The sequence below is a fragment of the Hartmannibacter diazotrophicus genome (assembly GCF_900231165.1).
GTDB classification, from domain to species: domain Bacteria; phylum Pseudomonadota; class Alphaproteobacteria; order Rhizobiales; family Pleomorphomonadaceae; genus Hartmannibacter; species Hartmannibacter diazotrophicus.
On sequence record NZ_LT960614.1, the window covers coordinates 4,405,659 to 4,429,548 of the forward strand.

Below are 23,890 nucleotides of genomic sequence, written 5' to 3' on the forward strand. Positions count from 1 at the left end.
TGGCGGCGCGCAAGAGCATGGCTCGAACCATGCCAGGGGGCCCATGAGCAGCTTCTCCACCGACTGGCTCGATCTGCGCGAGCCGGCCGATCACGCCGCCCGCGATCCGGCGCTTTGCCGGAAAGCGATCGATTGGATCAACGCATCGCCCGGCGCCATCGTCGTTGATCTTGGCGGCGGAACCGGCTCCACGCTTCGCGCGATGCCGGATCTTGGCCGGTCGGTGAACTGGCGGCTCGTCGATCACGATTCCGAATTGCTGGCCGCCGCCACGGGCCGTCATCCGAAGATCGAGACCTTCGAACTCGATCTCCGCGCCGTTGATCGTCTGCCGATGAACGGGGCCCGCCTCGTCACCGCCTCGGCGCTCGTCGATCTGGTCTCGGCGGATTGGCTGGACGCCATGTCGAACGCGGTCGCAAAGGCGCGGACCGGCCTTTACGCCTCCCTCTCCTACGACGGATACATGGCCTTTTCCCCGTATCATGCGCACGATCTGACGATCACGAGCGCCTTCAATCAGCACCAGCGCAGCGACAAGGGGTTTGGGCCGGCCCTCGGCCCGGATGCGACCCTCTTCCTGCGCACCTGCCTGGAACTGAAGGGATACAAGGTCGAAACCGCCCGCAGCGACTGGCGGCTCGACGGACGCCTCGCCGACCTCTGCGAGGAACTGGTGAAGGGCATTGCCGGAGCCGCTGTCGAAGCGGGGTTCGAAGAACGGGAAGCCGTGAACTGGCTCGACTTCAGGATGACCGCGATCCCCACCGGCGAAATCGTGATCGGCCACCTCGATCTGTTGGGCCTGCCCTCCTGACGGGGACCGGTTCAATCCAGCGGCGTTGAAAAGGCCGCCGCGAAACGCGCCCGGAAATCCTGCATCAGCCAGACGGGCGTCTCCGCGTCCGGCACCATCCCCCTGGTGAAGTGCCAGCCGTCGATCGCGTCCAGCACCGCCGGATCGCGCGCCAGAATGTGGATCGGCACGTCGAGCCCGGCCCCTTCCCCCGTCACCAGCGGCGCCGGCTGGTGATCGCCGAGGAAGATCATCACGGTCCGGTCGGTGCCGTAAGTCTCCAGATAGGAGGAGAGCACGTCCAGCGAATAGGCGATGGAGATCGAGAACTGCTCGCGCACCCGGCTCGGGTCGTGCCAGACGTCCTTCCAGACCACCTCCGGCGGGTCGCCCGAATCCGACCACGTGTTGAAGACCGTTCCGTCGCCGACATCCTTCCAGTCGATCAGCGGCGGAATCGGCGTCCACGGCGCATGCGACGAGATGAGCGCCATTTCCACCATCACCGGCTTGTCGCGCGGCTTGTCGAGCTCGAACTTGCGCACCGCGTCGAGCACATACTGGTCCGGCATCGTCACCCAGTTGAAGGGCCGGCCCTTGTAGCCCAGCGTATGGGCGTCGTAGACCCGGTCGTAGCCGAAGAAATCGCCTTCCGGCCAGGCCATCGAGATCGCCGGCATCGCGGCAACCGTGCGCCATCCCGCCTTGTGGAAGTCGCGGTTGATCGTCCGGCGGTCGGAGGCCACCAGCGCATCGTAACGGCGCTGGTTGTCGACCTTGAGGCCGGAGAGCAGCGAGCCATGCGCAAGCCAGCTCTGCCCGCCAAGGGTCGTGGAGGTCAGGAACCCGGTGCGGGCGGAAAAGCCGCTTCGCCCGATCCGGTCCTCGAAACGCTTCAGGGCCGCCGCCGTCCGCGTCGCGCAGCAGTCGCCGTCGATGGCGCTCTTGCCGTAGGATTCGACGAAGATCAGCAGGACGTCCTTGCCCTTGAGGCGATCGAACAGTGCCGCATCAGGAATCGCGGCGACGGGATCGACAGCCGCTTCCGCCTTGAAACGACGCAGGTCACCGAAGCTTTCGACCGCGACCTCCACATGGTCGGCAAGGCTGGCGGTGGCAAAATCGGTCACGGCCCTGTTGAGGGCGCTGCCGGCTGCAACGCCGTTCAGCCCGACGAGGGCGAGCACGCTGAAGGTGAGACCGGCGCCGGCCGAGATCTTCGGCAGAGCGCGCACGAGATCGATGGCCCGGCCAAGCGCCCAGTAGGTGACGAGAAGGATCAGCAGAACGAGCAGAAGCGATCCCGCCGCCGCCGCAAAAGCCCCGACAGTTCCGACAGCGCCGGAGAGAAGCCGCCAGACGGCGTCGAGGAGATGCAGGTCAAGCACCGGATTGAAGGCCCGCCCAAGCGCTTCATAGGAGCCGATGTCGGCCAGCCGGAAGACGAGCGACGCGGCAACAAGAACAGCGGCAATGAGACGAAAGCCGGTCAGCATCCCGGCTGGCAGGAGTACCCCGGCAAGCAGGATCAGCGGCAGTTCCACCGGCAGAAGCGCGAAGCTTGCCCATGTCAGATGCGACAGTGAGGCCGGCATCAGCAGCATCAGATAGAGAAGAATGCAGGCTGCCAGACCGCGTCGCCACGGGATACGTTCATCCTGCCACATGGCCGGTCCCTTCATGAGCCGCGGTTCGTCGCGCATAGAGATCGCCGCTCCGGCCGGCCGATAACAGGTCATCGAGGAAGGCAGGCGCATCGCCCGCCCCCACCCAGTCCCCGCGCACGAAGCGATGGCTCTCGCCTGCGACGGCATTGAATTCATACTGGCCGAGACGATCCAGTTCCCGGAGGCAGTCGCGGGCAACCTGCGGCGCCGCGGAAAGATACTCCACCGCAAGCAGCGGGATGGGCTGGCTCAGGCCTTTCAGGATCTCCGCCTCCATGCCTTCCACATCGATCTTGCAGAATTCCGGAAGGCCATGGTCGGCGATGAGAGCATCGAGCGTCGTCACGCGCACGCTCTCGCACCTGTCCCATGTCACCCCGGCAAAACCGTCCGACACCGCGACCTTTTCCCGCCACGCCTCCGACAGCGTCGAGACGGTGGGATGCCGGCTGGAGACGGCAAGCTCCGCCGTCCCGGACTCAGCCCCCACCGCGAGTTTGAGCACCGTAGCGCGAGCCTCCGGCAGGTGGCGCTTGAGATAGTCGTGGAAGAGCGCCTGCGGTTCGACGGCGACCACCCGAAATCCCTGCTCGATGAGCAATTGGCTGCGGTTGCCGACATGCGCGCCGATGTCGAAGGCAAGGTCGCCGGTCCCAAGCAGGTCTCGATAGAAGCGCCTGAGAGCCCGTCGCCGCCATGGCTGCCCCCGATAGATCGCCAGCGAGCGCACAAGGCCCGCCCTGGCGGCAAGACCTGTCATGCCGCTGCCGTCCGCCGTCCGGCAAGATCGAGGATGTCCACCGCGAAGGACCAGATCAGGGACCCGAGCGAGATGGCCACGACAACCGCGCCGGCAAAAGGTGTCACTGGCGGCAACAGCGCGACAAGCAGGGCCACATATTGCAGGACGCAGACCGCCTGCCGTCTCCTGGAGGGCGGCAGGGGCTGCATCAGCCAGGGCATCCACCATCCGGCAAGCACGAAGAGATAGCGCATCAGTCCGATCGCCAGCACCCAGGGGCCGAGTTTGCCGATCCCGACGAGAAGCAGGCAGAGGCAGAGGATGGTGTAGGCATCGACCTCCATGTCGAAGCGGGCGCCGAAGACGGAGGAAATCCCGCGCGATCGGGCAAGCCGCCCATCAACCCCGTCGAAGAGCAGCGCGACCGCGACCGCGACAACCAGCGCCACAAGCGGATCGCCGGTCAGCATCGGCGCCGGCGCTTCGATGCCATGCCCCGGAGCATGCATCATGGCGGCGAGCACGCCGGTCAGAAGTGCCGCGACGGCGGCACGCAGATTGGTGACCGCATTCGCAAGTCCGAAGGTCAGGAACGGATGATGCTGGGTGACGGTCGCAAGAACGACGGCCGAAAGGAGGAGATAGCTCGCCATCGCGCCCCAGACCACCATGGCGCCGAGGCCGCTACAGGCGCTGAAGGCAACCGCAACGGCCGCAAGCGCGCCCCCTGTCATCAGCAACGAAAGGCCCGTGCTTGTCAGGATCGGCGCAAACCGCCGGGTCGAGGCTGGATCCTTCATTGACTCCACATCGTCATATCGTCACGGAAACGGCCGTGCACGGGCCCAGCAAAGATTGTCTCTCACAGACGGTTAGACAAGAGCCGGCAAAGATCCAGTTAGGGCATGAGGCCATCGGTTCAAATGCGGTGAGAGTGGCCGCGTTTCACGACAGGACTAATTGATTTCACGCAAGATGAGGCAATGAATGAGCACGGTCTCTGGAAGAGGGCCTGTTTCCTGGAGATTAGCACCCTGCAATACGGAAAAACGCCGTCTTTCCCCGAGCGTCCGCCACTTGCTCTTTGCACAAAAGTCTGGCATTAAAGCGCCGAATGATAGGACAGTATTGCTGTCCAATTATTCGCGTCGTCCCGTTCCTCGGCATTCTGTGATCTCTGGAACGGTTCTCCACATCGGGCACGCCGGCCGGGCAAGGAGATGGTTCAGTCCAATCCTTGCGACCGTATGCCACGCGCTGCGATCATGCTAAGAGGCCTTGTTGACGCGGACCCGGTTCCGGCAACAGAATTCCACGCATGCACGTGAGGTTGACGCGTTTGACTCGACCGCTTCGGCATGACCCGTGCTTGGGTGAGACACGAAGAGGCGACGAAAAGCAGGGCGAACACGCTCGAAAGCCTTGCACCGCATGAGTGCACTGGCTTTTGAGGCGGCGCGCGGTGCCGGACGGCGGACCGACGCGCTGCAATGGAAATGTGCAAAAGGGCCATTCCGCGACTAGCCAAGCGGCAACGCCTGGCTGGAGCCGGGAAAACGGCCCGGGAGACGAGGAACGTCCGCAGACGGACGGACCGTGCTTCGCTTGCGGAACGGCTCGCGCCAATCCGATAAACGAAAACAACAATCCGGCTTCGGGCGACCGTTGTCGGGGCGACAAGACGAGGTCAGCGATGAAGAAGCTCGACGGCATCCACATCACCGGGGAACGCACCGATATGACGGCCACTCGTGCCAAGGTCATGACGGCCAAAGCCCGTGATGCCGTCGCCACCAATGGCCTCTATCAACCCGCCCGCGAACATGACGCCTGCGGCGTCGGCTTCATCGCCCGCATGAACGGCGAGAAGTCGCACCAGATCGTCGCCGACGGCCTCAAGATCCTTGAAAACCTCACCCATCGCGGCGCCGTCGGCGCCGATCCGCTGATGGGCGACGGCGCCGGCATGCTGGTGCAGATCCCGCACGCCTTTTTCAAGGACGAATGCGGCAAGCTGGGCTTCACCCTGCCCGAGCCCGGCGACTATGCCGTCGGCCACATCTTCATGCCGCAGGTTGCCGAAAGCCGCGCCCATTTCGAGGAGACCATCGCCAAGGTGATCGCCGACGAAGGGCAGGTCCTGCTTGGCTGGCGCGACGTGCCGGTCGACAACAGCTGCCTGTCCAAGGCCCCCGAGATTGTCGCCACCGAACCCTTCCACCGCCAGGTCTTCATCGGCAAGGGCGAGGGCCTCAGCGCCAAGGACTTCGAGCGCCGCCTCTTCATCCTGCGCAAGGTGATCTCCAGCACCATCTTCAAGGAGAAGAACGCCGAGGCGTCGGACTTCTACATCGTCTCCATGTCGTCGACGACCGTCGTCTACAAGGGCATGTTCCTCGCCTACCAGCTCGGCGCCTATTACAAGGACCTGACCGACGAGCGCTTCGTCTCGGCGCTAGCCCTCGTGCACCAGCGCTTCTCGACCAACACCTTCCCGTCCTGGAAGCTGTCGCACCCCTACCGCATGGTCGCCCACAACGGCGAGATCAACACCCTGCGCGGCAACGTCAACTGGATGGCGGCGCGGCAGGCCTCGGTGGAGTCCGACCTTTTCGGCGCGGAGATCTCCAAGCTCTGGCCGATCTCCTATGAGGGCCAGTCCGACACCGCCTGCTTCGACAACGCGCTCGAATTCCTGGTGATGGGCGGCTACGAGCTCTCCCATGCCGCGATGATGCTGATCCCCGAGGCCTGGGCGGGCAACCCGCTCATGGACGAGGAGCGGCGCGCCTTCTACGAATACCATGCCTCGCTCATGGAGCCGTGGGACGGGCCGGCCGCCGTTGCCTTCACCGACGGCCGCCAGATCGGCGCGACGCTGGACCGCAACGGCCTGCGCCCGGCGCGCTATGTCGTCACCGACGACGGCCTCGTGGTCATGGCCTCGGAAGCCGGCACGCTCGATATTCCGGAAGAGAAGATCGTCTCCAAGTGGCGGCTGCAGCCCGGCAAGATGCTGCTGATCGACCTTGAGGAAGGCCGCATCATCTCCGACGAGGAGGTCAAGAAGCGCCTTGCCGAGGCCAACCCCTACAAGGAATGGCTGGAAAGGACCCAGATCGTGCTGGAGGACATGCCTCCGGTGCAGGTCTCCTCGGTCATTTCCAACGAGACCTTGCTCGATCGCCAGCAGGCCTTCGGCTACACCCAGGAAGACCTCAAGATCCTGATGGCGCCCATGGCGACCACGGGGCAGGAAGCCATCGGCTCCATGGGCACCGACACGCCGATCTCGGCGCTCTCGGACAAGCCGAAGCTGCTCTACACCTATTTCAAGCAGAACTTCGCCCAGGTCACGAACCCGCCGATCGACCCGATCCGCGAGGAACTGGTCATGTCGCTGGTGTCCTTCATCGGACCCCGGCCGAACATCCTTGACCTCACGGGCACCTCGACCAAGAAGCGGCTCGAGGTTCGCCAGCCGATCCTCACCAATGCCGATCTCGACAAGATCCGCATGATCGGCGACATCGCCGACAACCAGTTCCAGGCAAAGACCCTCGACATCACCTTCGACGTCAAGCGCGGCGTGGAAGGCATGAAGGCGGCGCTCGACGCCCTTTGCCAGCGGGCCGAGGAGGCTGTCCGGGCCAAGTACAACATCATCATCCTGTCCGACAGGCTGGTGAGCCGCACCCGCGTGCCGATCCCGGCGCTGCTGGCCACCGCCGGCGTCCACAACCACCTGATCCGCAAGGGTCTTCGGACCTCGGTCGGCCTCGTCCTTGAATCGGGCGAGCCGCGTGAGATCCATCACTTCTGCGTTCTGGCCGGCTACGGCGCCGAGGCGATCAACCCCTATCTCGCCTTCGACACGCTGCTCGGCATGAAGCGCCAGTTCCCCGAGGAAGTGGCCGAGGACGAGATCGTCTATCGCTACATCAAGTCGATCGACAAGGGCATCCTCAAGGTCATGTCCAAGATGGGCATCTCGACCTACCAGTCCTATTGCGGCGCGCAGATCTTCGACGCCGTGGGCCTGTCGTCGGACTTCGTCGAGCAGTATTTCTTCGGCACCGCGACCACGATCGAGGGCGTCGGCATCGACGCCGTCGCCGGGGAGGCTCTCAAGCGTCACGAGGCAGCTTTCGGCTCCGATCCGGTTCTTGCCCGCGCGCTCGATGTCGGCGGCGAATACGCCTATCGCCAGCGCGGCGAGAACCACGTCTGGACGCCGGATATCATCGCCAGCCTGCAGCATGCCGCCCGCGGCAACCTGCCGGACAAGTATCTGGAGTTCGCCAAGGCGGTGAACGAGGAGGTCGGGCGCTTTTCCGTGCGCGGCCAGTTCCGGGTCAAGTCCGCCGAGGAGATGGGCCGCGCGCCCGTGCCGCTCGACGAGGTCGAGCCGGCGCTGGAGATCGTCAAGCGCTTTTCCACCGGCGCCATGTCCTTCGGCTCGATCAGCCGCGAGGCGCATGAATCGCTCGCCATCGCCATGAACCGGATCGGCGGCAAGTCGAACACCGGCGAAGGCGGCGAGGAGGCCGAGCGCTTCCACAGGATGCCCAACGGTGACAGCCGTCGCTCGGCGATCAAACAGGTCGCCTCGGGCCGCTTCGGCGTCACCGCGCATTACCTCGTTAACGGCGACATGATGCAGATCAAGGTCGCCCAGGGCGCCAAGCCCGGCGAGGGCGGACAGCTTCCCGGCCACAAGGTGGACGCGGTCATCGCCAAGGTGCGGCACTCCACGCCCGGCGTCGGCCTCATCTCGCCGCCGCCGCACCACGACATCTATTCGATCGAGGATCTGGCCCAGCTGATCTTCGACCTGAAGAACGTCAATCCGGATGCGGACGTCTCGGTCAAGCTCGTCTCCGAGGTTGGCGTCGGCACGGTCGCGGCGGGCGTTGCCAAGGCACGCGCCGACCACATCACCATCTCCGGCTACGACGGCGGCACCGGCGCTTCGCCGCTGACGTCGCTGAAGCACGCCGGCAGCCCGTGGGAAATGGGCCTTGCCGAAACGCACCAGACCCTGGTCGCCAACGGCCTGCGCTCGCGCGTCTGCCTGCAGGTCGACGGTGGTCTTCGGACCGGACGGGACGTCGTCATCGGCGCCCTGCTCGGCGCAGATGACTTCGGCTTCGCGACGGCTCCGCTCGTGGCCGCCGGCTGCCTCATCATGCGCAAGTGCCACCTCAACACCTGCCCTGTCGGCATCGCGACGCAGGACCCGGTGTTGCGCAAGCGCTTCAAGGGCACGCCCGAGCACGTCATCAACTACTTCTTCTTCGTCGCCGAGGAAGTGCGCACCCTGATGGCGGCCATGGGCTTCAGGACCGTCGACGAGATGATCGGCCAGTCCGACATGCTGGCGCAGATACCCGCCAACGGCAACGTCAAGACGGCCGGCCTCGATTTCAGCCGCGTCTTCTACAAGCCCGAAGCGCCCGCAGATGCGATCCACTGGACCGAGCGTCAGAACCACCCGATCAAGGAAGTTCTGGACCGCAAGCTGATCGCCGAGGCCGCTCCCGCCCTGGAGCGGGCCGAGCGCGTCGTCATCGAGACCACGATCAAGAGCGTCGACCGCACCGCCGGCGCGATGCTTTCCGGCGAGGTTGCCAAGCGCTACGGCGCCGAGGGTCTGGAAGAAGACACCATCACGATCAAGATGACCGGCACGGCCGGCCAGTCGCTCGGCGCCTTCCTTGCCGGCGGCATCACCATCGATCTGGTGGGTGAAGGCAACGACTATGTCGGCAAGGGCCTCTCCGGCGGTCGCATCGTCGTCCGTCCACCCGAGAACTCGAAGATCGTGCCCGAGGCGTCGATCATCGTCGGCAACACGGTGCTCTACGGCGCGACATCGGGCGAGGCCTATTTCCGGGGCGTTGCCGGCGAGCGCTTCGCCGTGCGCAACTCCGGCGCCATCGCGGTCGTCGAGGGCTGCGGCGACCACGGCTGCGAATACATGACCGGCGGTCTTGTCGCGGTGATCGGTCCGACGGGCCGCAACTTCGCGGCTGGCATGTCGGGCGGTGTCGCCTACGTGCTCGACGAGGACAACACCTTCAAGAAGCGCTGCAACATGGCGATGGTCGATCTGGAGCCCGTCCCCGAGGAGGACGAGCTTCTGGAGAAGCTGCATCACCACGGCGGCGATCTCATGTTCAAGGGCCGGGTCGACGTCGACAGCGACATGACCCGCCACGACGACGAGCGCCTTCGCGCCCTGATCCAGGCTCATCTCCACCACACCGGCTCGACCCGGGCCAAGGAGATCCTGGGCAACTGGGAGGCCTACCGGCCGAAATTCGTGAAGGTGATGCCGGTTGAATACCGCCGGGCGCTGCGCGAGATGGAGCGCATGCGCATGGGTCTGGCTGCGGAGTGAGGAAGAGACAGAATGGGTAAGGTAACAGGCTTCCTCGAGATCGACCGGCAGGAACAGAAGTACCAGCCGGCATCCGACCGCATCCGCCACTACCGCGAGTTCACCATTCCGCTGTCGTCGGAAGAGGTGCAGCGGCAGGCCGCGCGCTGCATGGACTGCGGCATTCCCTATTGCCACGGTCCGACCGGCTGTCCGATCCACAACCAGATCCCCGACTGGAACGACCTCGTCTTCTCGGGCGACTGGGAAGAGGCCGCGCGCAACCTGCATTCGACCAACAATTTCCCCGAGTTCACCGGCCGCATCTGCCCCGCGCCCTGCGAGGAGGCCTGCACGCTGAACCTCGAGGACGTGCCGGTCACCATCAAGACGGTGGAGCAGGCGATCGCCGACAAGGCGTGGGACAACGGCTGGATCACGCCGCAGATCGCGCCGGAAAAGACCGGCAAGAAGGTCGCCGTCATCGGCTCCGGCCCGGCGGGTATGGCAGCGGCACAGCAGCTTGCCCGCGCGGGCCACGACGTTCACCTCTATGAGCGTGAGCCGAAGGCCGGCGGTCTGATGCGCTACGGCATTCCCGACTTCAAGATGGAGAAGCACTTCATCGACCGCCGCGTGAACCAGATGACGGCAGAGGGCGTAACCTTCCACTACAACGCCGATATCGGCGTGACGATGCCGCTCTCCGATCTCATCGACAACCACGACGCCGTGCTGATCTGCGCCGGCGCCGAGACGCCGCGCGATCCGGGCATGAGCGGCACCGAGCTTGCCGGCTGCCACTACGCCATGCCCTTCCTCGTGCAGCAGAACCGCCGCGTCGGCGGCGAGGACGTCTCCGGCGAGGAACCGATCCTGGCCACCGCCAAGCATGTGGTCGTGATCGGCGGCGGCGACACCGCCTCGGACTGCGTCGGCACGTCCTTCCGCCAGGGCGCGATCCGCGTCACGCAGATGGATATCCGCCCGATGCCGCCGCAGAAGGAAGACAAGCTCTCGGTCTGGCCCTACTGGCCGACCAAGTTCCGCACCTCCTCGTCGCAGGCGGAGGGCGCGGAGCGCGAGTTCCAGGCGGCAACGCTCGGCGTCGTCGGCAACAACAAGGGCAAGGCGACGGGCGTCAAGTGCATCCGCGTCGACGATAAGCGCAAGCCGATTGAGGGCACGGAATTCGTCATCCCGGCCGATCTCGTGCTGATGGCGATCGGCTTCTCCGGCCCGCGCGAAGGCACCTACCTCGCCGAGGTCGGCCCGCTGCTGAACCGCGACAAGCGCGGCAACATTGCCGCCAACACCGAGGACTACAAGACCTCCATCGACAAGGTCTTCGCCGCCGGCGACGTCCGCCGCGGCCAGTCGCTGGTGGTCTGGGCGATCCGCGAGGGCCGTCAGGCCGCGCAGGCGATAGACACCTATCTGATGGGCGCGTCCAACCTTCCGCGTTGAGCCGGCAGGACACAGACAAAAGAAAAGGGCGGGATATTCCCGCCTTTTTTGTTGCCGGATTGATCTGGTCGCGGCTTGGAGAACCGTTCACGGCCTTCTGGCCGGCTCCAGCGACGCCGGATCCCGCCAACGATGGGGCTGGGTCTCCTTCCAGCAGAGGCGGTGCCTGAGGAGATTGTCGGCCGACATCACACTGGCCCGGCAACACGGCAGATCCACCATCTCCTGATGCAGCAGGGGAACCTGCCAGTGGAACGGAACATCGCCCCAATAATGGGTCACCGGCGCCAGGGGACCGCCTTGTACCAGCGTGATTTCACAAAGAGTGCCTTCGAAGACGAACGCCCGTTTGTGCCGGAACCGCTTTTGCCATACCTCGCGGACCGTTGGTTTCAGATGTTCGATCGCGGTGTCCAGGGCTGCGAACGTCTCGCCTTGGTAGACGAGATCGATATCCGCGTGCTTCCAGGGCTCACGCAGGCCCAGCAGTTCTTCCGCCCAGCCGCCGGTGATGGCGCACGGCACACGGCCTGCGCCAAGCTGGGTCAGAATCTCACAGAGCGTCTCAAGGGTATTCGCCATCGGCGGCAATCTTGAACGCAGGTTGCAACCGCCTCAAGCCATCTCGGTCCCGTCAGTGGCGACAGGTCAAACCGGACCGCCCTACAGCGACCCATCCGGCAGCGGCGGTTCTTCGTTCATGAGAAGAATGCTGACGCGCCGGTTGGCTGCAAGGAACGGGTCGTTGGGAAACAGCGGCTCGTTCTCGCCCTTGCCGACCACGGAATAGAACTGATTGCTCGGAATGCCGGAATCGGCAAGGATCTGCCGCGCCGCGTTGGCGCGCGCCGAGGAAAGGTCCCACGCCGTCTGTCCGGGCGGTGCATCCGGCCGGGAGGCCGTGGTGTGCCCGGTGATCCTGATCCGGTTGGGAAGTTGCCGGAGCACCGGCGCCATGACCTCCAGCAGTCGGCGCGTCGCCGCATAGGGGATGGAGGAGCCTTCCGCGAACATCGACCGGCCGTCCTGGTCGACGAGTTGGATATCGAGCCCCTCGTTGGTGATCTCCATCATCACCTGCTTGGAGATCTCGGAAATCTCGGGCAGTTCCTGCATCGCCTGGCGGAGGGAAGTCGCGGCGAGAGAGAAATTGCGCGAATTCTGGATCTGGTTTTCCTCGACCGAGGCGTCGTTGGATTTCTTGTCCTCCGCGCCATGCAGGTTCTGCTCTTCCTGCTTGGTCTGGTCGTCGGACGTATCGGGCATCTGCGTGATGTCGCGGATATACTCGCGCGACGGCAGGCCGTCGATCTCGATGAGGCCGGCAAGCTTGCGGTCCCGCACCGCGCCGAAGGCGTCTTTCATCGAGCCGGCGACGATCTCCAGCTTTTTCTGGTCCTGGGTCGAAAAGGAGATGATCAGCACGAAGAAGCAGACGAGCAGCGACATCAAGTCGGCGAAGGTCACCAGCCACTCCGGTGCGCCGCCGCCGCCTCCGCCCTTCTTGCGTGCCATCGCCTCGTTCTCCTTCCTTGCCGGACCGGCCGTTACGCCGCTTCGGCTTCCTCCGCCTGCCGCTGCTTCTCCGGCAGGTAGGCGAGCAGCATCTCTCGGATGAGATTCGGGCTCTTGGAATTGCGGATCTGGACGACGCCGTCGATGATCAGCGTCTGGTTGATCTCTTCCACGTCCACCTTGGCGTTCAGCTTTTCGTGCACCGGCAGACAGATGACGTTGGCGATCAACGCGCCGTAAAGGGTCGTCAGCAGCGCGACGGCCATGGCCGGGCCGATCTTGGAAGGATCGTCCATCGCCTGCAGCATCTGCACCAGACCGACCAGCGTTCCGATCATCCCGAAGGCCGGCGCGGAATCGCCCATCGCCTTGAAGATGCGCGCGCCTTCCGCAAGGCGTGTCAGGTAGAGATCGCGCTCGCGCTCCATCGATTCCTGGATGAAGCTCGGATCGTAGCCGTCGGCGATCATCTGCTTGCCCTTGGAAAGGAAGGGATCGGCGATTTCCAGCGATTCAAGTCCGAGCGGACCCTGCTTGCGAACGACCTCGGCCATTTCGGTGATGTTCTCGATCAGGTCTCGCGGCGAGGCCTTGCTCGTCTGGAAGGCCGCCTTTCCGCCGGTTGCCAGCGCGCCGATGACCGTGTTGAGCTGAAAGCGCAGCATCACGACGAAGATCGAGCCGCCAACCACGATGCCGATGGAGGGAACGTCGACGAAGGCGCTGAAGGCGCCGCCCATCCAGATTGCCCAGGCCGTGACCGCAAAGGCACCGATGATGCCGATGATCGTTGCTATATCCATGAAGTGTCGCCCGCCAAGACCCGAGACTGCCGAGGAAGCATTGCCGAACCATAGGCAGATCGGGGCTAATCAAACGTGAACTTCGCCGCTTGCCGCCAACGAAATTTGGCATGCGGTGGACCGGGAATGTCCTTCCCTGGGACGAAATTGGGCCTGTTCGGGCCGAAAAAGGTGAATGTTAAGTCCCCATTTACCCTGAATATTTACCATTGAGTTACCAAGGTAGCCGGCTCTTCCGACAGCCCTTCGGCGGGCAGGCGGACAACAGGTCGCTACAGAAGAGACATCGTCACTGGCGGCAGGAAGCCGTCCACAGGAAACAGGATGTTGAACGCCATTCGCCTTCCGGTCCGGATCGCGAGCCTTGCGCTCGGCGTGCATCTTGCTGCCATGGGGCATGCGGACGCGCAAAGCCTCGGCGACAGAGCGACGGACATCGGCACGACATCCACCGGCGATCCGTCGGCATCCGTCGACCTGCTCAATGCCGATCCATCCGCAACCGACACCTCCGCCGCCACGACCTCGACGTCCGGGTCGACGGCGGCGGCGAACCGGAGGACCACGTCCCCGGCCGCACTCCGGCAATCGTTGCGCGGCACCTTCCTGACCGACACCCAGTCAAATCCCGTGACGCGGCCGGTCCAGAGCCCGCTCAATCCGACCCGGCCGACGGAAACGCTCAAGCCCTTCGGCCAGGGGCCGCAGCCGCCGCGCGGCAATCCCTTCGACCCGCGCGATATCTTGACCGGGTCGCTGGCGCTGCGTCCGTCGCTCTACGTCGGCGGCGGCGCGACCACCAATGCCACCAGCGCGGCGAATGCCCGCAAGGCGGGTTATTCGACCACCCGCGCCGAGCTGGAAATCCGCAATCTCGACAATGACGTGACGACGGGTGTCCTGACGATGAAGGGCAGCCTCACCGACTATTACGCGCCGGCGATCCGCTGGAGCCCGACCTTCGACACCACGCTGGCCCTCACCCACGCCCTCACCGAGACTGATACGCTGACCTTCAACGGAGGCTATTCCCTCTCCCGCGAGGATGCCTCCAGCGAAGACCCCTCCGCGGCGGGCACCAACACCGTCAACGTTCAGGTGCTGAGCGCCGACTTCGGCTATGTGCGCAACGCCGGTATCATCGGCACGACCCTGAAGGGCTCCGTCGACCGCACGGCCTATGGAACGTCCGCCGGCACCAATGCCGCCGACCGCAACAACACCGCGCTCGACGGTTCGCTGCGTCTGGCCTACGACCGGGGCAGCATTCTGGCGCCCTTCGTCGAGGGCGGCGCTTTCGTCCGGCTGAACGACAAGTCCGCCGACGTCAACGGCTTCGACCGGTCCAGCCACGGCTACGAACTGAAGGGCGGCCTGTCTCTCGACGGCGAGACCGCGACAGGCGAGATCGCGGCCGGCTATGGCCGCGAGACCATGGATGACGGCCGGCTTGCCCCGATCGACGCGCTCATCCTCGACGGGTCCCTGGCCTGGCAGATCGACGACATCACCGCGCTGAACCTGGCCCTGTCGACCAGCTTTGCGCCGACGACCCTTGCCGGTGCGTCCGGCTACGTCGTGACGGCCTTCGATGCCCATGTGTCCCGGGACATCCGCGAGAACGTCAACCTGCGCTTCGGCGGCGCCTTCTCGCGCAGCGAGTACACCGGGATCGACCGTCAGATCGACTCCTACACGGTGGACGCCGCCCTCGGCTGGCGGCTCAACCCCAACGTCGAACTCTCCACCACCGCGTCCTATCAGTATTCGAACTCCACGGCAACCGGTGACGACACCCGCGAAGCGCGGCTGGAGGCGGGCCTCACTCTGCGCCCCTGACAGGCATCCCCTGACAGGCATCCCCTGGCAGGCGCACCTGGGCTCAAAAGCAAAACGGCACCGGAGCGCAGGAGCCCCGGTGCCGCATATCGGACGTTTCCTCTTTGAAAGAGCTGCTCGGGCAAGGCCCTCAGCGCTTCAGGACCCCCGCCAGTTCGCCGGCGATATCGGGATGGATGTCGGTGCGGTCCATGGCATAGGCGATGTTGGCCATGAGGAAGCCGAGCTTGGTGCCGGTGTCATAGGTCGTGCCGCGGAAGCGCACGCCGACGAAGGGCGAGGTTTCCATGAGGCGCAGCATGGAGTCGGTGAGCTGGATCTCGCCACCCGCGCCCTTCTCCTGGCTGGAGAGGAGGCCGAAGATTTCCGGCTGCAGGATGTAGCGGCCGGAGATGAAGAGGTTCGACGGCGGATTCTTCGGTTTCTCGATCATCGCCGTCACCTCGTAGGTGTCCTCGGCGAGCGTCTTGCCGACGCCGATGATGCCGTACTGGTGCGCCATCGCCGGATCGCATTCCTCCACCGAGATGACGTTGGCGCCGGTCTGCTCGTAGGCCTCGACCATGCTCTTCAGGCAGGGCGTCGTGTGCTTCATCAGCATGTCGGGAAGCAGGACCGCGAAGGGCTCGTCGCCGACGATGTCGCGGGCGCACCAGACCGCGTGGCCGAGACCGAGCGGCGCCTGCTGGCGGGTGAAGCTGCACGAGCCGGCGAGCGGCAGGTCACGCTTCAGCGTCTCCAGCGCCTCGGTCTTGGCGCGCGCTTCCAGCGTCTGCTGCAATTCGTAGGCAACGTCGAAATGGTCCTCGATCACGGCCTTGCCGCGGCCGGTGACGAAGATGATGTGCTCGATGCCGGCCGCGCGCGCCTCGTCGACGACATACTGGAGGGCGGGACGATCGACGATCGTCATCATTTCCTTCGGCACGGCCTTCGTCGCCGGCAGGAATCGCGTACCGAGACCCGCAACAGGAAGCACTGCCTTGCGAATTTTCTTGCTCACCCTGAACTCCTCATACATTCGACATGAAAATTCAATCCGCCGAAGTCCGCATCCGCCGTCGCCGTCGCCGGCCTCCAGCGACGGTTACCGTCAGCTCAACGCTGGCGACCAACAAATTGTTCTGAAGCCGTCAACTAAACCAAGATCGTTCAGTTTGCGTGAACGGGAGCGTTCCGCCGATATTTGGACGCCGATTTGACCCTACAGAGTTAAGAGTTGGCAAAATCGAGGCTGGCGCGAGGGTCATCTCTGGCGTGACTTTCGGTCGTTCTGACGGCACCCGACCGAAGACCATCATTCGGGCCATTTTGCGGACACCGCCCGAACAATGGCAACGGTGCCCACAGAGGGCTCGTTCATCCTCCATTAACCAGAACGCGTCTTCACTGGAGCCATGCGCGTGCTTGCAGCCGCCTGCCGGACGTGTGGCGTCGGATGCTGCCGCTTCGCGAATGCCCTTGCCGCGGGCGTCCGGAACATTGGCCTCGCCTGAATTTCATGAGACCATCGGCCGGACTGACGACGCAGTGCAGGGAAAGATACCCAATAGCCGTCCGGGAATTTCGGACCTGCCGGCGATATTCCAGTTCACAGGTTGATTCATGAAAAGAGCCAGCGCGATCACCCGAATTGGACTTGCGATCCTCATCAGCCTGCCGTCGACGGCATGCATGGCGGTCGACAATCCGCTGGGATTGGTGCCAAGCCTTTCCGCACCGGTTCAGCCAGCCCTCAATGACGGCCGCATCCCGGCGGACTTCTCGGCCTTCGTCGAGCGGCTTTGGCCGGAAGCGCGTGACCGCGGCATCTCGCGCCGCGTCTTCGACCAGGCCTTCGCCAACGTCGGCCCCGACCCGGACGTCATCGAAAAGGCGCATCGCCAGCCCGAGTTCCACAAGCCCATCTGGGAATATCTCGACGGTGCCGTTTCCGAGACCCGGATCGAGAACGGCAAGGCAATGCTCGCCGAGCACCGCCGTCTGCTCGACCGCATCGAGACGACCTACGGCGTGCCCCGGCAATATGTCGTGGCCGTCTGGGGCATGGAAAGCTCCTACGGATCGGTCCTGGACAACCCGAGGATCGTCAAGGACGTCGTCCGTTCGCTGGCAACGCTTGCCTACGATGGCGGAAAGCGTGCCCGGTTCGGCCGCCAGCAGTTGCTCGCCGCGCTCGCGATCGTTCAGCGCGGCGACGTCGACGCCCGCCACATGCTCGGCTCCTGGGCCGGTGCCATGGGCCACACCCAGTTCATTCCCACCACCTACGAGGCCTATGCCGTCGATTTCGATGGCGACGGCCGGCGCAACATCTGGACGTCCGTGCCCGACGCTCTCGCCTCGACGGCCAACTACCTTGCGCGGATGGGGTGGCGCAGCGGAGAGACATGGGGCTACGAGGTCATGCTTCCCTCGGGCTTCAATTACGGCAACATCGGCAGGACCATGACGGTCGCCGACTGGCAATCGCTTGGCATCCGGCGGGCGAATGCCGGTTCATTCCCCCGTCCGACCGACAGCGCGCAACTGATCATGCCGGGCGGTTCGGGCGGACCGACCTTCCTGATGCTGAAGAACTTCAAGGTCATCCGCCGCTACAACAACGCCGTCGCCTACGCACTCGGCGTCGGCCACCTCGGCGACCGGCTGATCGGCGGCGGACCGTTCATCGCAAGCTGGCCCCGGGACGACCGGTCCCTGTCGGCCGACGAGCGCATGGAACTGCAGGCCCTGCTCAACGCCAAAGGCTTCGATGTCGGTCCGACGGACGGCAAGATCGGCTCGGGCACCATCGAGGGCATCAGGGCCTACCAGACGGCGATGGGCCTGGTGCCGGACGGCTACGCCAATGACAAGCTGCTGGAGCATCTGCGCCGCTAAGAGCGGCCCCGCATCGGCCGGAGGGACCGGGGTATGAGGACGCGGCCTGCGATCTCGATCCTTCTCGTGCTCCTCGGCATCGTCGTCGCGCATGGCGCCGAAGCGGCGGGTCCGGACCAGTCGCCGGCGCCGAATGAAGCGGCGCGCGGCATCGGCGTCATCGAACTGGCCCAGGCCGGCGACAACCGCAACTTCTTCCAGCGCCTCTTCGGCATTCATCCCGAACCCGCCGCGCCCGTGGGACCGCGCCCGCTCCTGCCCCAACAACCCGCTCCGGCGGCAAGGACGGCGCCCCCGAAGGCGCGGGCCACCGCCCCTCCCGAGCCCAAGGTCGCCAAGACTCCCGATGCGAAGGTCGTTGCGGTCGTCGGCGATTCGCTCGCCAGCCATCTTGCCCGCGGCTTGACGCAGGCGTTCGACGAGACCCCGGAGCTTGCCGTCGTCGATGCCAGCAGCGGCCCATCGGGCCTCGTCCGCAAGGACTACAAGGACTGGCCCGCCGATCTCGGTGCGATGCTCGACGGCGACGATCCTCCCGATGCGGTCGTCGTGCAGATCGGCCTCAACGACCGGCAGGCGATCGGGCTTCCGGCCGGCACCGCAGACTTCGGAACCCCGGAATGGGAAGCCGCCTACATGCAGCGCGTTCGCGACATCGCCGTCACTGCTGCGGCCCGCAATGTGCCTTTGTGGTGGGTCGGCCTCGTTCCAATGGAAAGCGAACGCCTGTCCAAGGACATGGCGACCATCGACGAATTGATCCGGAAAGGCCTGGAGAATACCGGCGCCGTCTATGTGGATGCGTGGAAACCATTTGCCTCCGACACCGGCGGCTTCATTGCGTCGGGTCCCGACATTGACGGCCAGATCCGGCGCCTGCGTCTGTCGGACGGCATCCATTTCACCTCGTCCGGCCGAAGGAAACTCGCCTTCTATGCCGAACAGTTGCTGCGGGAATGGCTGGTGAAGGGGACAATGACCGGCATGCCCCTGCCGCTCGACGGGCGGGTCATGTCGCTGAGCGATCCGGCCGGCGACTTGTCGAGAGAGCTTCTGACGCCGGAGACGGTGCCCCAGCCGAAGAAGGGAACGCCGCTCTATCGCCTTGTGATCGAAGGATTACCGCTCCCCCACGTCCCGGGGCGTGCCGACGGCGCAAACATGCCCGCAGATTTCGGCGACCGAAGCGACACGGCAATCGCGCCAGCACCTGGGATGACGCCCGCTAACTAAACCCGCGACACCGGATACCGTCGGGCCATAGGGGGTGGATCGAACCGGTAACGTCGGGCAAAAGGCCCTTCTGAGGCGGGCGGGGAGAAAAATGCCGGCACTTTTCTCTCCGCCGGTTCCACATCGACATCAACACGCGTGTCCGCAACGGCCCTCATTGACCCTGCAGGAACACGCTCCGGTCTCACGATCCTGGATTGATGACGTAACGCTGCATATCGGCCCCTTGAGCGCGGGATTCGGACGAATCCCACTTCAGCGTTCCCTTGGAGGCCGCACTCATCTTGTCCAGCTTCTTGTCGCTCTGCGACCTGCCGGCACTGAAAAGCGGCGTAGCGGCGGCACCCGCCATCGCGGCACCGTGCGTTCCGACGGCTGACGAACTCCGATCGAGGGCATGGGACATCCGGTCCAGCTTGATGTCGCTGCCGGATTGGCCCGGATGGAAGGCCGAGGCCGCAAATGACGGTACGACCGTGCCGGCGATCAAAACACCAGCCAGTGCAATAGTCTTGAGAGACATGACAACACCCTTTCCTGATGCGCCGGCTCTTGATGATAGCCAGCGGCGTTCCTCTCCCGCCCGAGAAGAAAATAAGGGTATCTGACTATATTGATTAGCTACATAATTGTGCCAAATCGGCAAACTCAATCTCTCATCAGAATTCCGTGATCGCCCTTGATATCCGTGGGGGCGGATACAGCATATTCCCATCGCAGGTGTCGACGGTCTTCCGGGTGTCTGTGAACGCATTGCCGCAGCGTGCCGAGATGCTGGCAAGGGGCGAGATGCTGGCAAGGGGAAAGACACCAGGATCTTTCCCCTTGCCAGGTTTCACGCGGCCAAGGCTCCGGTCGTCCGCTCGATGCGGATGCTGCCCATTGGGTGCCAGTTCCGGCTGGGGTGTCAATGTCAGCGATGCCGGGCCAGCCCCTTGGCCATTGCCCCTGTCAGGGCGCTCCAGCCCCTTGTCGCCGATCAACGTTAGCCACCGCGGCTCTCGCTGCGACCCGCGTGGAAGACCTTGGTCATGTTCGGAATGACCGGAGCGGCGCCATGCGTGCCGACGGCGACCGATGAATTGTCGTCGGCGTCGGCCGACATCGAGGCCATATTCGAACGACCCCAGATTACACCCGTATGGATGGCCTTGTTGGTGCCAAGCCCCGTAACAACACCCGAGGACGGCGTGGCTGCGGACAGATGGGTCTCCCGGTCCAGATTTGCCGACATCTTGGCAAGCTTGATATCGCTCGACGAAACGCCGGGATGAAAGACGGGAGTTGCGGACGCGGAGGTCGCGAAAGCGGCGACGAGCGCACCGGCGAGAGCAAGTGTCTTGATGGACATGACGTTATCCTTTCAATTCTCGCAGGACCGCAAAAGCCGTCGGCAGTTACCCGTCCTGCCCAGCACACATATGGACGCCTGATCATGTGCATTAGGCGCGAAACTGAAAAAAATAAGATAAATCAATAACCAGTCAGGAGTTCGTGATCGCTCTTGATGCCTTTCGGGCAAACCGGTTTTCGCCCCGGGCGCGGCAATCGAACGGACTGGCGATCAACCGCTCTTCACGGAAGCCGTCAACAGACAGGGGAAAAATCCGTTTGCAGGATCAGACCGAGGGATCGGTCGTGTCGGGTTCAACGACGAGATGGCCTGATCTGATCGTCAGGACCTTGACGCGCGTGCCGGCGGGAAGATCCGGGCCTTCGACACGCCAGACGCTGTCGTCGAGCCTGACACGGCCCATTCCGTTGACGATCGGCTCGTCCAGCGTCCCCTTGCGTCCCACCTGACGTCCGGCACGGTCATTGAGATAGGGATCCTCGACCGCCTTCCGGCCCTGGCCATAGACCTTTCGGCCGAGAAGGGCAGCCACGACGGCGAGAGCCAGAAAAAGAAGGCATTGCACCTGCCAGCCGATGGGAATGACGAAGGCGACAAGGCCGACGACCACCGCCGCGACGGCGAACCAGATGAAGAAAGTCCCCGGCGCCGCGAGTTCGACGACGGCCAGCAGGATCGCCGCGATCATCCAGCTCCAGGCGCCCAGTTCGCCGACAAGGTCCAGAATCATGTTGCGATCTCCACTCGACCAAACCGGTGCGGCGTCACGGCGTGAGGCTTCAACGAAGAGCCAATCCCGCCATCCTGGGCGATGGCATCCGGTGCATGATGCGTTTTCGCGTCTTCACTTGCACGCATCAGGTTCAAACGCCCTCCCTACCCGATGTGCCAGCCTCAACTTTCCGATGGCGGTGTCACCGGAATGCCGGAGCGGCTGCGCCGGCTCGATGACGGGTCGGGCTCGTCCTTGCTGAAGGCGGCCTTGGCCAGTTCGGCGATGCCGCCAACCGTTCCGATCAAGGCGCTCGCCTCGATCGGCAGCATGAGGATTTTCTGGTTGGGCGAAGTCGCAAATTTTCCCAGCGCCTGGGTGTATTTGTCGGCGATGAAATAGTTCAGCGCCTGGACATTGCCTTGCGCCACCGCCTCGCTGACGGCGCGGGTCGCCATGGCTTCCGCCTCGGCCAGCCGCTCGCGGGCTTCGGCATCGCGGCGCGCCGCTTCCAGGCGGCCCTCGGCCTGCAGGATCTGGGACTGCTTTTCACCCTCCGCCTTGAGCACCTGGGCCTGGCGAAGACCTTCCGCCTCCAGGATCGCGGCCCGCTTGTCGCGTTCGGCCATCATCTGGCGCGCCATGGAATCGACGAGGTTCTTCGGAGGGTTGATGTCCTTGATCTCGATACGGGTGATCTTGATGCCCCAAGCCTCGGTCGCGGCATCGACCACATGCAGCAGGCGGGTATTGATCTCGTCGCGGTTGGACAGGAGGCTGTCGAGATCCATCGAGCCCATCACCGTGCGGATATTCGTCATGGTGATGTTGAGAATGGCGTTCTGCAGCCCGCTGATCTCATAGGCGGCCTTGGCCGCGTCGAGCACCTGGAAAAAGGTGACGCCGTCCACCGTGCAGGTCGCGTTGTCGCGCGTGATGATCTCCTGGCTCGGCACGTCCAGCACCTGCTCCATCATGTTGAGCTTGGCGCCGATCGTGTCGATATAGGGCAGGATCAGGTTGAGGCCGGGCCTGAGCGTGCGCGTGTAGCGGCCGAAACGCTCCACGGTGTAGTGATAGCCTTGCGGCACCTGCTTGACGCCGGCAAAGAGCGTGATCACCACGAGAAGGGCAAGGACGATCACGAAGATATCGAAACCGCTGACGCCGTACATGTGCGTTCTCCTGTTGAGGCGACGCTCCGGCCGCTGAGAGGCGCAGCTTCGCGCTCTCCGGTTAAGATTCTTCCCCGGCCTTTATATCAGACCCAGCCGCCGAGTTCGCGGCGAACCACCGTTTCGATCACCATCATTCCCGCCCCGCTGTCATTGAGGCAGGGAATATGGCTGAAGTGCTCGCCGCCGTGCTCGTGAAAGATCTCCCCGACGCCGATGGCGATCTCCTCAAGCGTTTCGAGGCAGTCGGCCACGAAACCGGGATTGAGGATGGCGATGCTCTTGACGCCTTCCTTGGCCAGCCGCTCCACCGTCTTGTCGGTATAGGGCTGCAGCCATTCCTCCGGTCCGAAGCGGGACTGGAAGGTCGTCATCAGCTTCTGTTCGGTCCAGCCGAGACGCTCGCGCAAGAGCCGCGTCGTCTTCATGCAATGGCAGTGATAGGGGTCGCCATTCCGGAAATAGGACTGCGGCAGGCCGTGAAAGGACGCAAGCACCACCTCCGGCTCGAAGTCGAGCGAAGCAAGATGCGTCTCGATGGATGTCGCCAGCGCCTCGATATAGGCCGGATCGTCGTGATAGGGCGGCACGGTGCGCAGGGCCGGCTGCCAGCGCAGCCGCATCAGATGCTCGAAGGCCTTGTCGTTGACCGTCGCCGTCGTCGACGCCGAATACTGCGGATAGAGCGGGAAAAGAAGAATGCGGTCGCAGCCCCTGGCCTTCAAGGCATCGAGCTTTTCGGCGATCGTCGGCTTGCCGTAGCGCATCGCCCAGTCGACCGACACATTGGAAAGGTCCGACAGCGCGCCGGCAAGTTTTTCACCCTGCGAACGGGTGAAGGTGCGAAGCGGCGATTCCGATTTTTCCGTGTTCCAGATCGACGCATAGGCCGCCCCGCTCTTCTGCGGGCGGGTGGACAGCACGATGCCGTTGAGGACCGGCCACCAGATCAGCCGCGACGTCTCGATGACCCGGCGGTCGGACAGGAACTCCTTCAGATAGCGCCGCATCGACCAGTAGTCGGTGCCGTCCGGCGTCCCGAGATTGACCAGCAGAACCCCGACCCGGCCCGTTGCGACGGGCGGATGATCCGCCGGCAATCGCATCGGCTGTGGCACCTCCAACTTGTCCGAACCCATCGTCTCGGCCATTCCCGGTCTGCTCCTTGAAAAGTCCGGCATCTTGAACACGCGTTCTTCACATAAGGCAACGCGCGTCATTTGCCATCCCCAAGATCACGGAGGACGGCGAACACGCTCCAGGGAAGCTGCGGAAGACGGCGGAGGGGTGCCGGCGGCGGCGCGGCGGCAATCAACGAGGTC

The 23,890-nt window shown here is 64.3% G+C and carries 18 protein-coding genes; 6 read left to right on the top strand and 12 right to left on the bottom strand.

Annotation, left to right across the window (positions count from 1 at the left end):
* The first annotated feature begins 43 nt into the window (after positions 1–43).
* Positions 44–817 (top strand): class I SAM-dependent methyltransferase, encoded by a 774-nt coding sequence (locus HDIA_RS20490; RefSeq protein WP_099557842.1) that lies wholly within the window; start codon positions 44–46, stop codon positions 815–817.
* An 11-nt stretch (positions 818–828) separates the two neighbouring features.
* Here the strand turns inward: HDIA_RS20490 and HDIA_RS20495 are convergent, their stop codons facing one another.
* From HDIA_RS20495 to HDIA_RS20505, 3 genes are read right to left on the bottom strand one after another with little or no spacing between them, the layout of a single operon-like run.
* Complete coding sequence (locus tag HDIA_RS20495; protein WP_099557843.1) at positions 829–2,499, bottom strand: alkaline phosphatase family protein; 1,671 nt, start codon at positions 2,497–2,499, stop codon at positions 829–831.
* On the bottom strand, positions 2,450–3,223 hold the full coding sequence (locus HDIA_RS20500; RefSeq protein ID WP_099557844.1) for an FkbM family methyltransferase: 774 nt from the start codon (positions 3,221–3,223) through the stop codon (positions 2,450–2,452). The genes HDIA_RS20495 and HDIA_RS20500 overlap by 50 nt, the downstream gene beginning before the upstream one ends.
* Entirely contained in the window at positions 3,220–4,005 is a 786-nt protein-coding gene (locus tag HDIA_RS20505; protein WP_197708055.1) for a CDP-alcohol phosphatidyltransferase family protein, read from the bottom strand. The genes HDIA_RS20500 and HDIA_RS20505 overlap by 4 nt, the downstream gene beginning before the upstream one ends.
* Before the next feature lie 938 nt (positions 4,006–4,943).
* On the opposite strand from HDIA_RS20505, the gene gltB reads away from it, so the two are divergent.
* Both gltB and HDIA_RS20515 read left to right on the top strand, forming a co-directional pair.
* Entirely contained in the window at positions 4,944–9,608 is a 4,665-nt protein-coding gene (gltB, locus tag HDIA_RS20510) for a glutamate synthase large subunit (RefSeq protein ID WP_245884311.1), read from the top strand.
* Positions 9,609–9,620: 12 nt separating this feature from the next.
* Positions 9,621–11,054: a glutamate synthase subunit beta gene (locus tag HDIA_RS20515; protein ID WP_099557846.1), complete on the top strand. Its 1,434-nt coding sequence runs from the start codon at positions 9,621–9,623 to the stop codon at positions 11,052–11,054.
* Between the two features lie 87 nt (positions 11,055–11,141).
* On the opposite strand, the gene HDIA_RS20520 is transcribed toward HDIA_RS20515, so the two are convergent.
* The 3 genes from HDIA_RS20520 to HDIA_RS20530 form a co-directional block, all read right to left on the bottom strand.
* Positions 11,142–11,636 carry a hypothetical protein gene (locus HDIA_RS20520; protein ID WP_099557847.1) on the bottom strand — a complete coding sequence of 165 codons (495 nt, stop codon included), beginning with the start codon at positions 11,634–11,636 and terminating at the stop codon, positions 11,142–11,144.
* An 81-nt stretch (positions 11,637–11,717) separates the two neighbouring features.
* The gene (locus HDIA_RS20525; protein WP_099557848.1) at positions 11,718–12,569 is read right to left on the bottom strand and encodes an OmpA/MotB family protein; all 852 of its coding nucleotides are present in this window, start codon (positions 12,567–12,569) and stop codon (positions 11,718–11,720) included.
* A 32-nt stretch (positions 12,570–12,601) separates the two neighbouring features.
* The gene (locus tag HDIA_RS20530; protein WP_099557849.1) at positions 12,602–13,372 is read right to left on the bottom strand and encodes a motility protein A; all 771 of its coding nucleotides are present in this window, start codon (positions 13,370–13,372) and stop codon (positions 12,602–12,604) included.
* 324 nt (positions 13,373–13,696) lie between these two features.
* On the opposite strand from HDIA_RS20530, the gene HDIA_RS20535 reads away from it, so the two are divergent.
* Entirely contained in the window at positions 13,697–15,211 is a 1,515-nt protein-coding gene (locus HDIA_RS20535; RefSeq protein WP_099557850.1) for an outer membrane beta-barrel protein, read from the top strand.
* A 130-nt stretch (positions 15,212–15,341) separates the two neighbouring features.
* Here HDIA_RS20535 and HDIA_RS20540 read toward each other — a convergent pair whose 3' ends face one another.
* The gene (locus tag HDIA_RS20540) at positions 15,342–16,214 is read right to left on the bottom strand and encodes a UTP--glucose-1-phosphate uridylyltransferase (RefSeq protein WP_099559060.1); all 873 of its coding nucleotides are present in this window, start codon (positions 16,212–16,214) and stop codon (positions 15,342–15,344) included.
* A gap of 602 nt (positions 16,215–16,816) precedes the next feature.
* On the opposite strand from HDIA_RS20540, the gene HDIA_RS20545 reads away from it, so the two are divergent.
* Entirely contained in the window at positions 16,817–18,094 is a 1,278-nt protein-coding gene (locus HDIA_RS20545; RefSeq protein ID WP_099557851.1) for a lytic murein transglycosylase, read from the top strand.
* Positions 18,095–18,127: 33 nt separating this feature from the next.
* Complete coding sequence (locus tag HDIA_RS20550; protein WP_099557852.1) at positions 18,128–19,327, top strand: SGNH/GDSL hydrolase family protein; 1,200 nt, start codon at positions 18,128–18,130, stop codon at positions 19,325–19,327.
* Positions 19,328–19,511: 184 nt separating this feature from the next.
* Here the strand turns inward: HDIA_RS20550 and HDIA_RS20555 are convergent, their stop codons facing one another.
* From HDIA_RS20555 to hemH, 5 genes are all read right to left on the bottom strand, one after another.
* A complete protein-coding gene (locus tag HDIA_RS20555; RefSeq protein WP_157775757.1) occupies positions 19,512–19,973 on the bottom strand; it encodes a hypothetical protein in 462 nt (153 codons plus the stop codon).
* A 339-nt stretch (positions 19,974–20,312) separates the two neighbouring features.
* On the bottom strand, positions 20,313–20,678 hold the full coding sequence (locus HDIA_RS20560; protein WP_099557854.1) for a hypothetical protein: 366 nt from the start codon (positions 20,676–20,678) through the stop codon (positions 20,313–20,315).
* Positions 20,679–20,946: 268 nt separating this feature from the next.
* Positions 20,947–21,411, bottom strand: coding sequence for an NfeD family protein (locus tag HDIA_RS20565; RefSeq protein ID WP_099557855.1), 465 nt, complete (start codon positions 21,409–21,411; stop codon positions 20,947–20,949).
* Between the two features lie 164 nt (positions 21,412–21,575).
* Positions 21,576–22,568, bottom strand: a complete 993-nt coding sequence (locus HDIA_RS20570) for an SPFH domain-containing protein (protein ID WP_099557856.1) — start codon at positions 22,566–22,568, stop codon at positions 21,576–21,578.
* 86 nt (positions 22,569–22,654) lie between these two features.
* Positions 22,655–23,719 carry a ferrochelatase gene (gene hemH / locus HDIA_RS20575; protein WP_245884005.1) on the bottom strand — a complete coding sequence of 355 codons (1,065 nt, stop codon included), beginning with the start codon at positions 23,717–23,719 and terminating at the stop codon, positions 22,655–22,657.
* Positions 23,720–23,890: the final 171 nt, after the last annotated feature.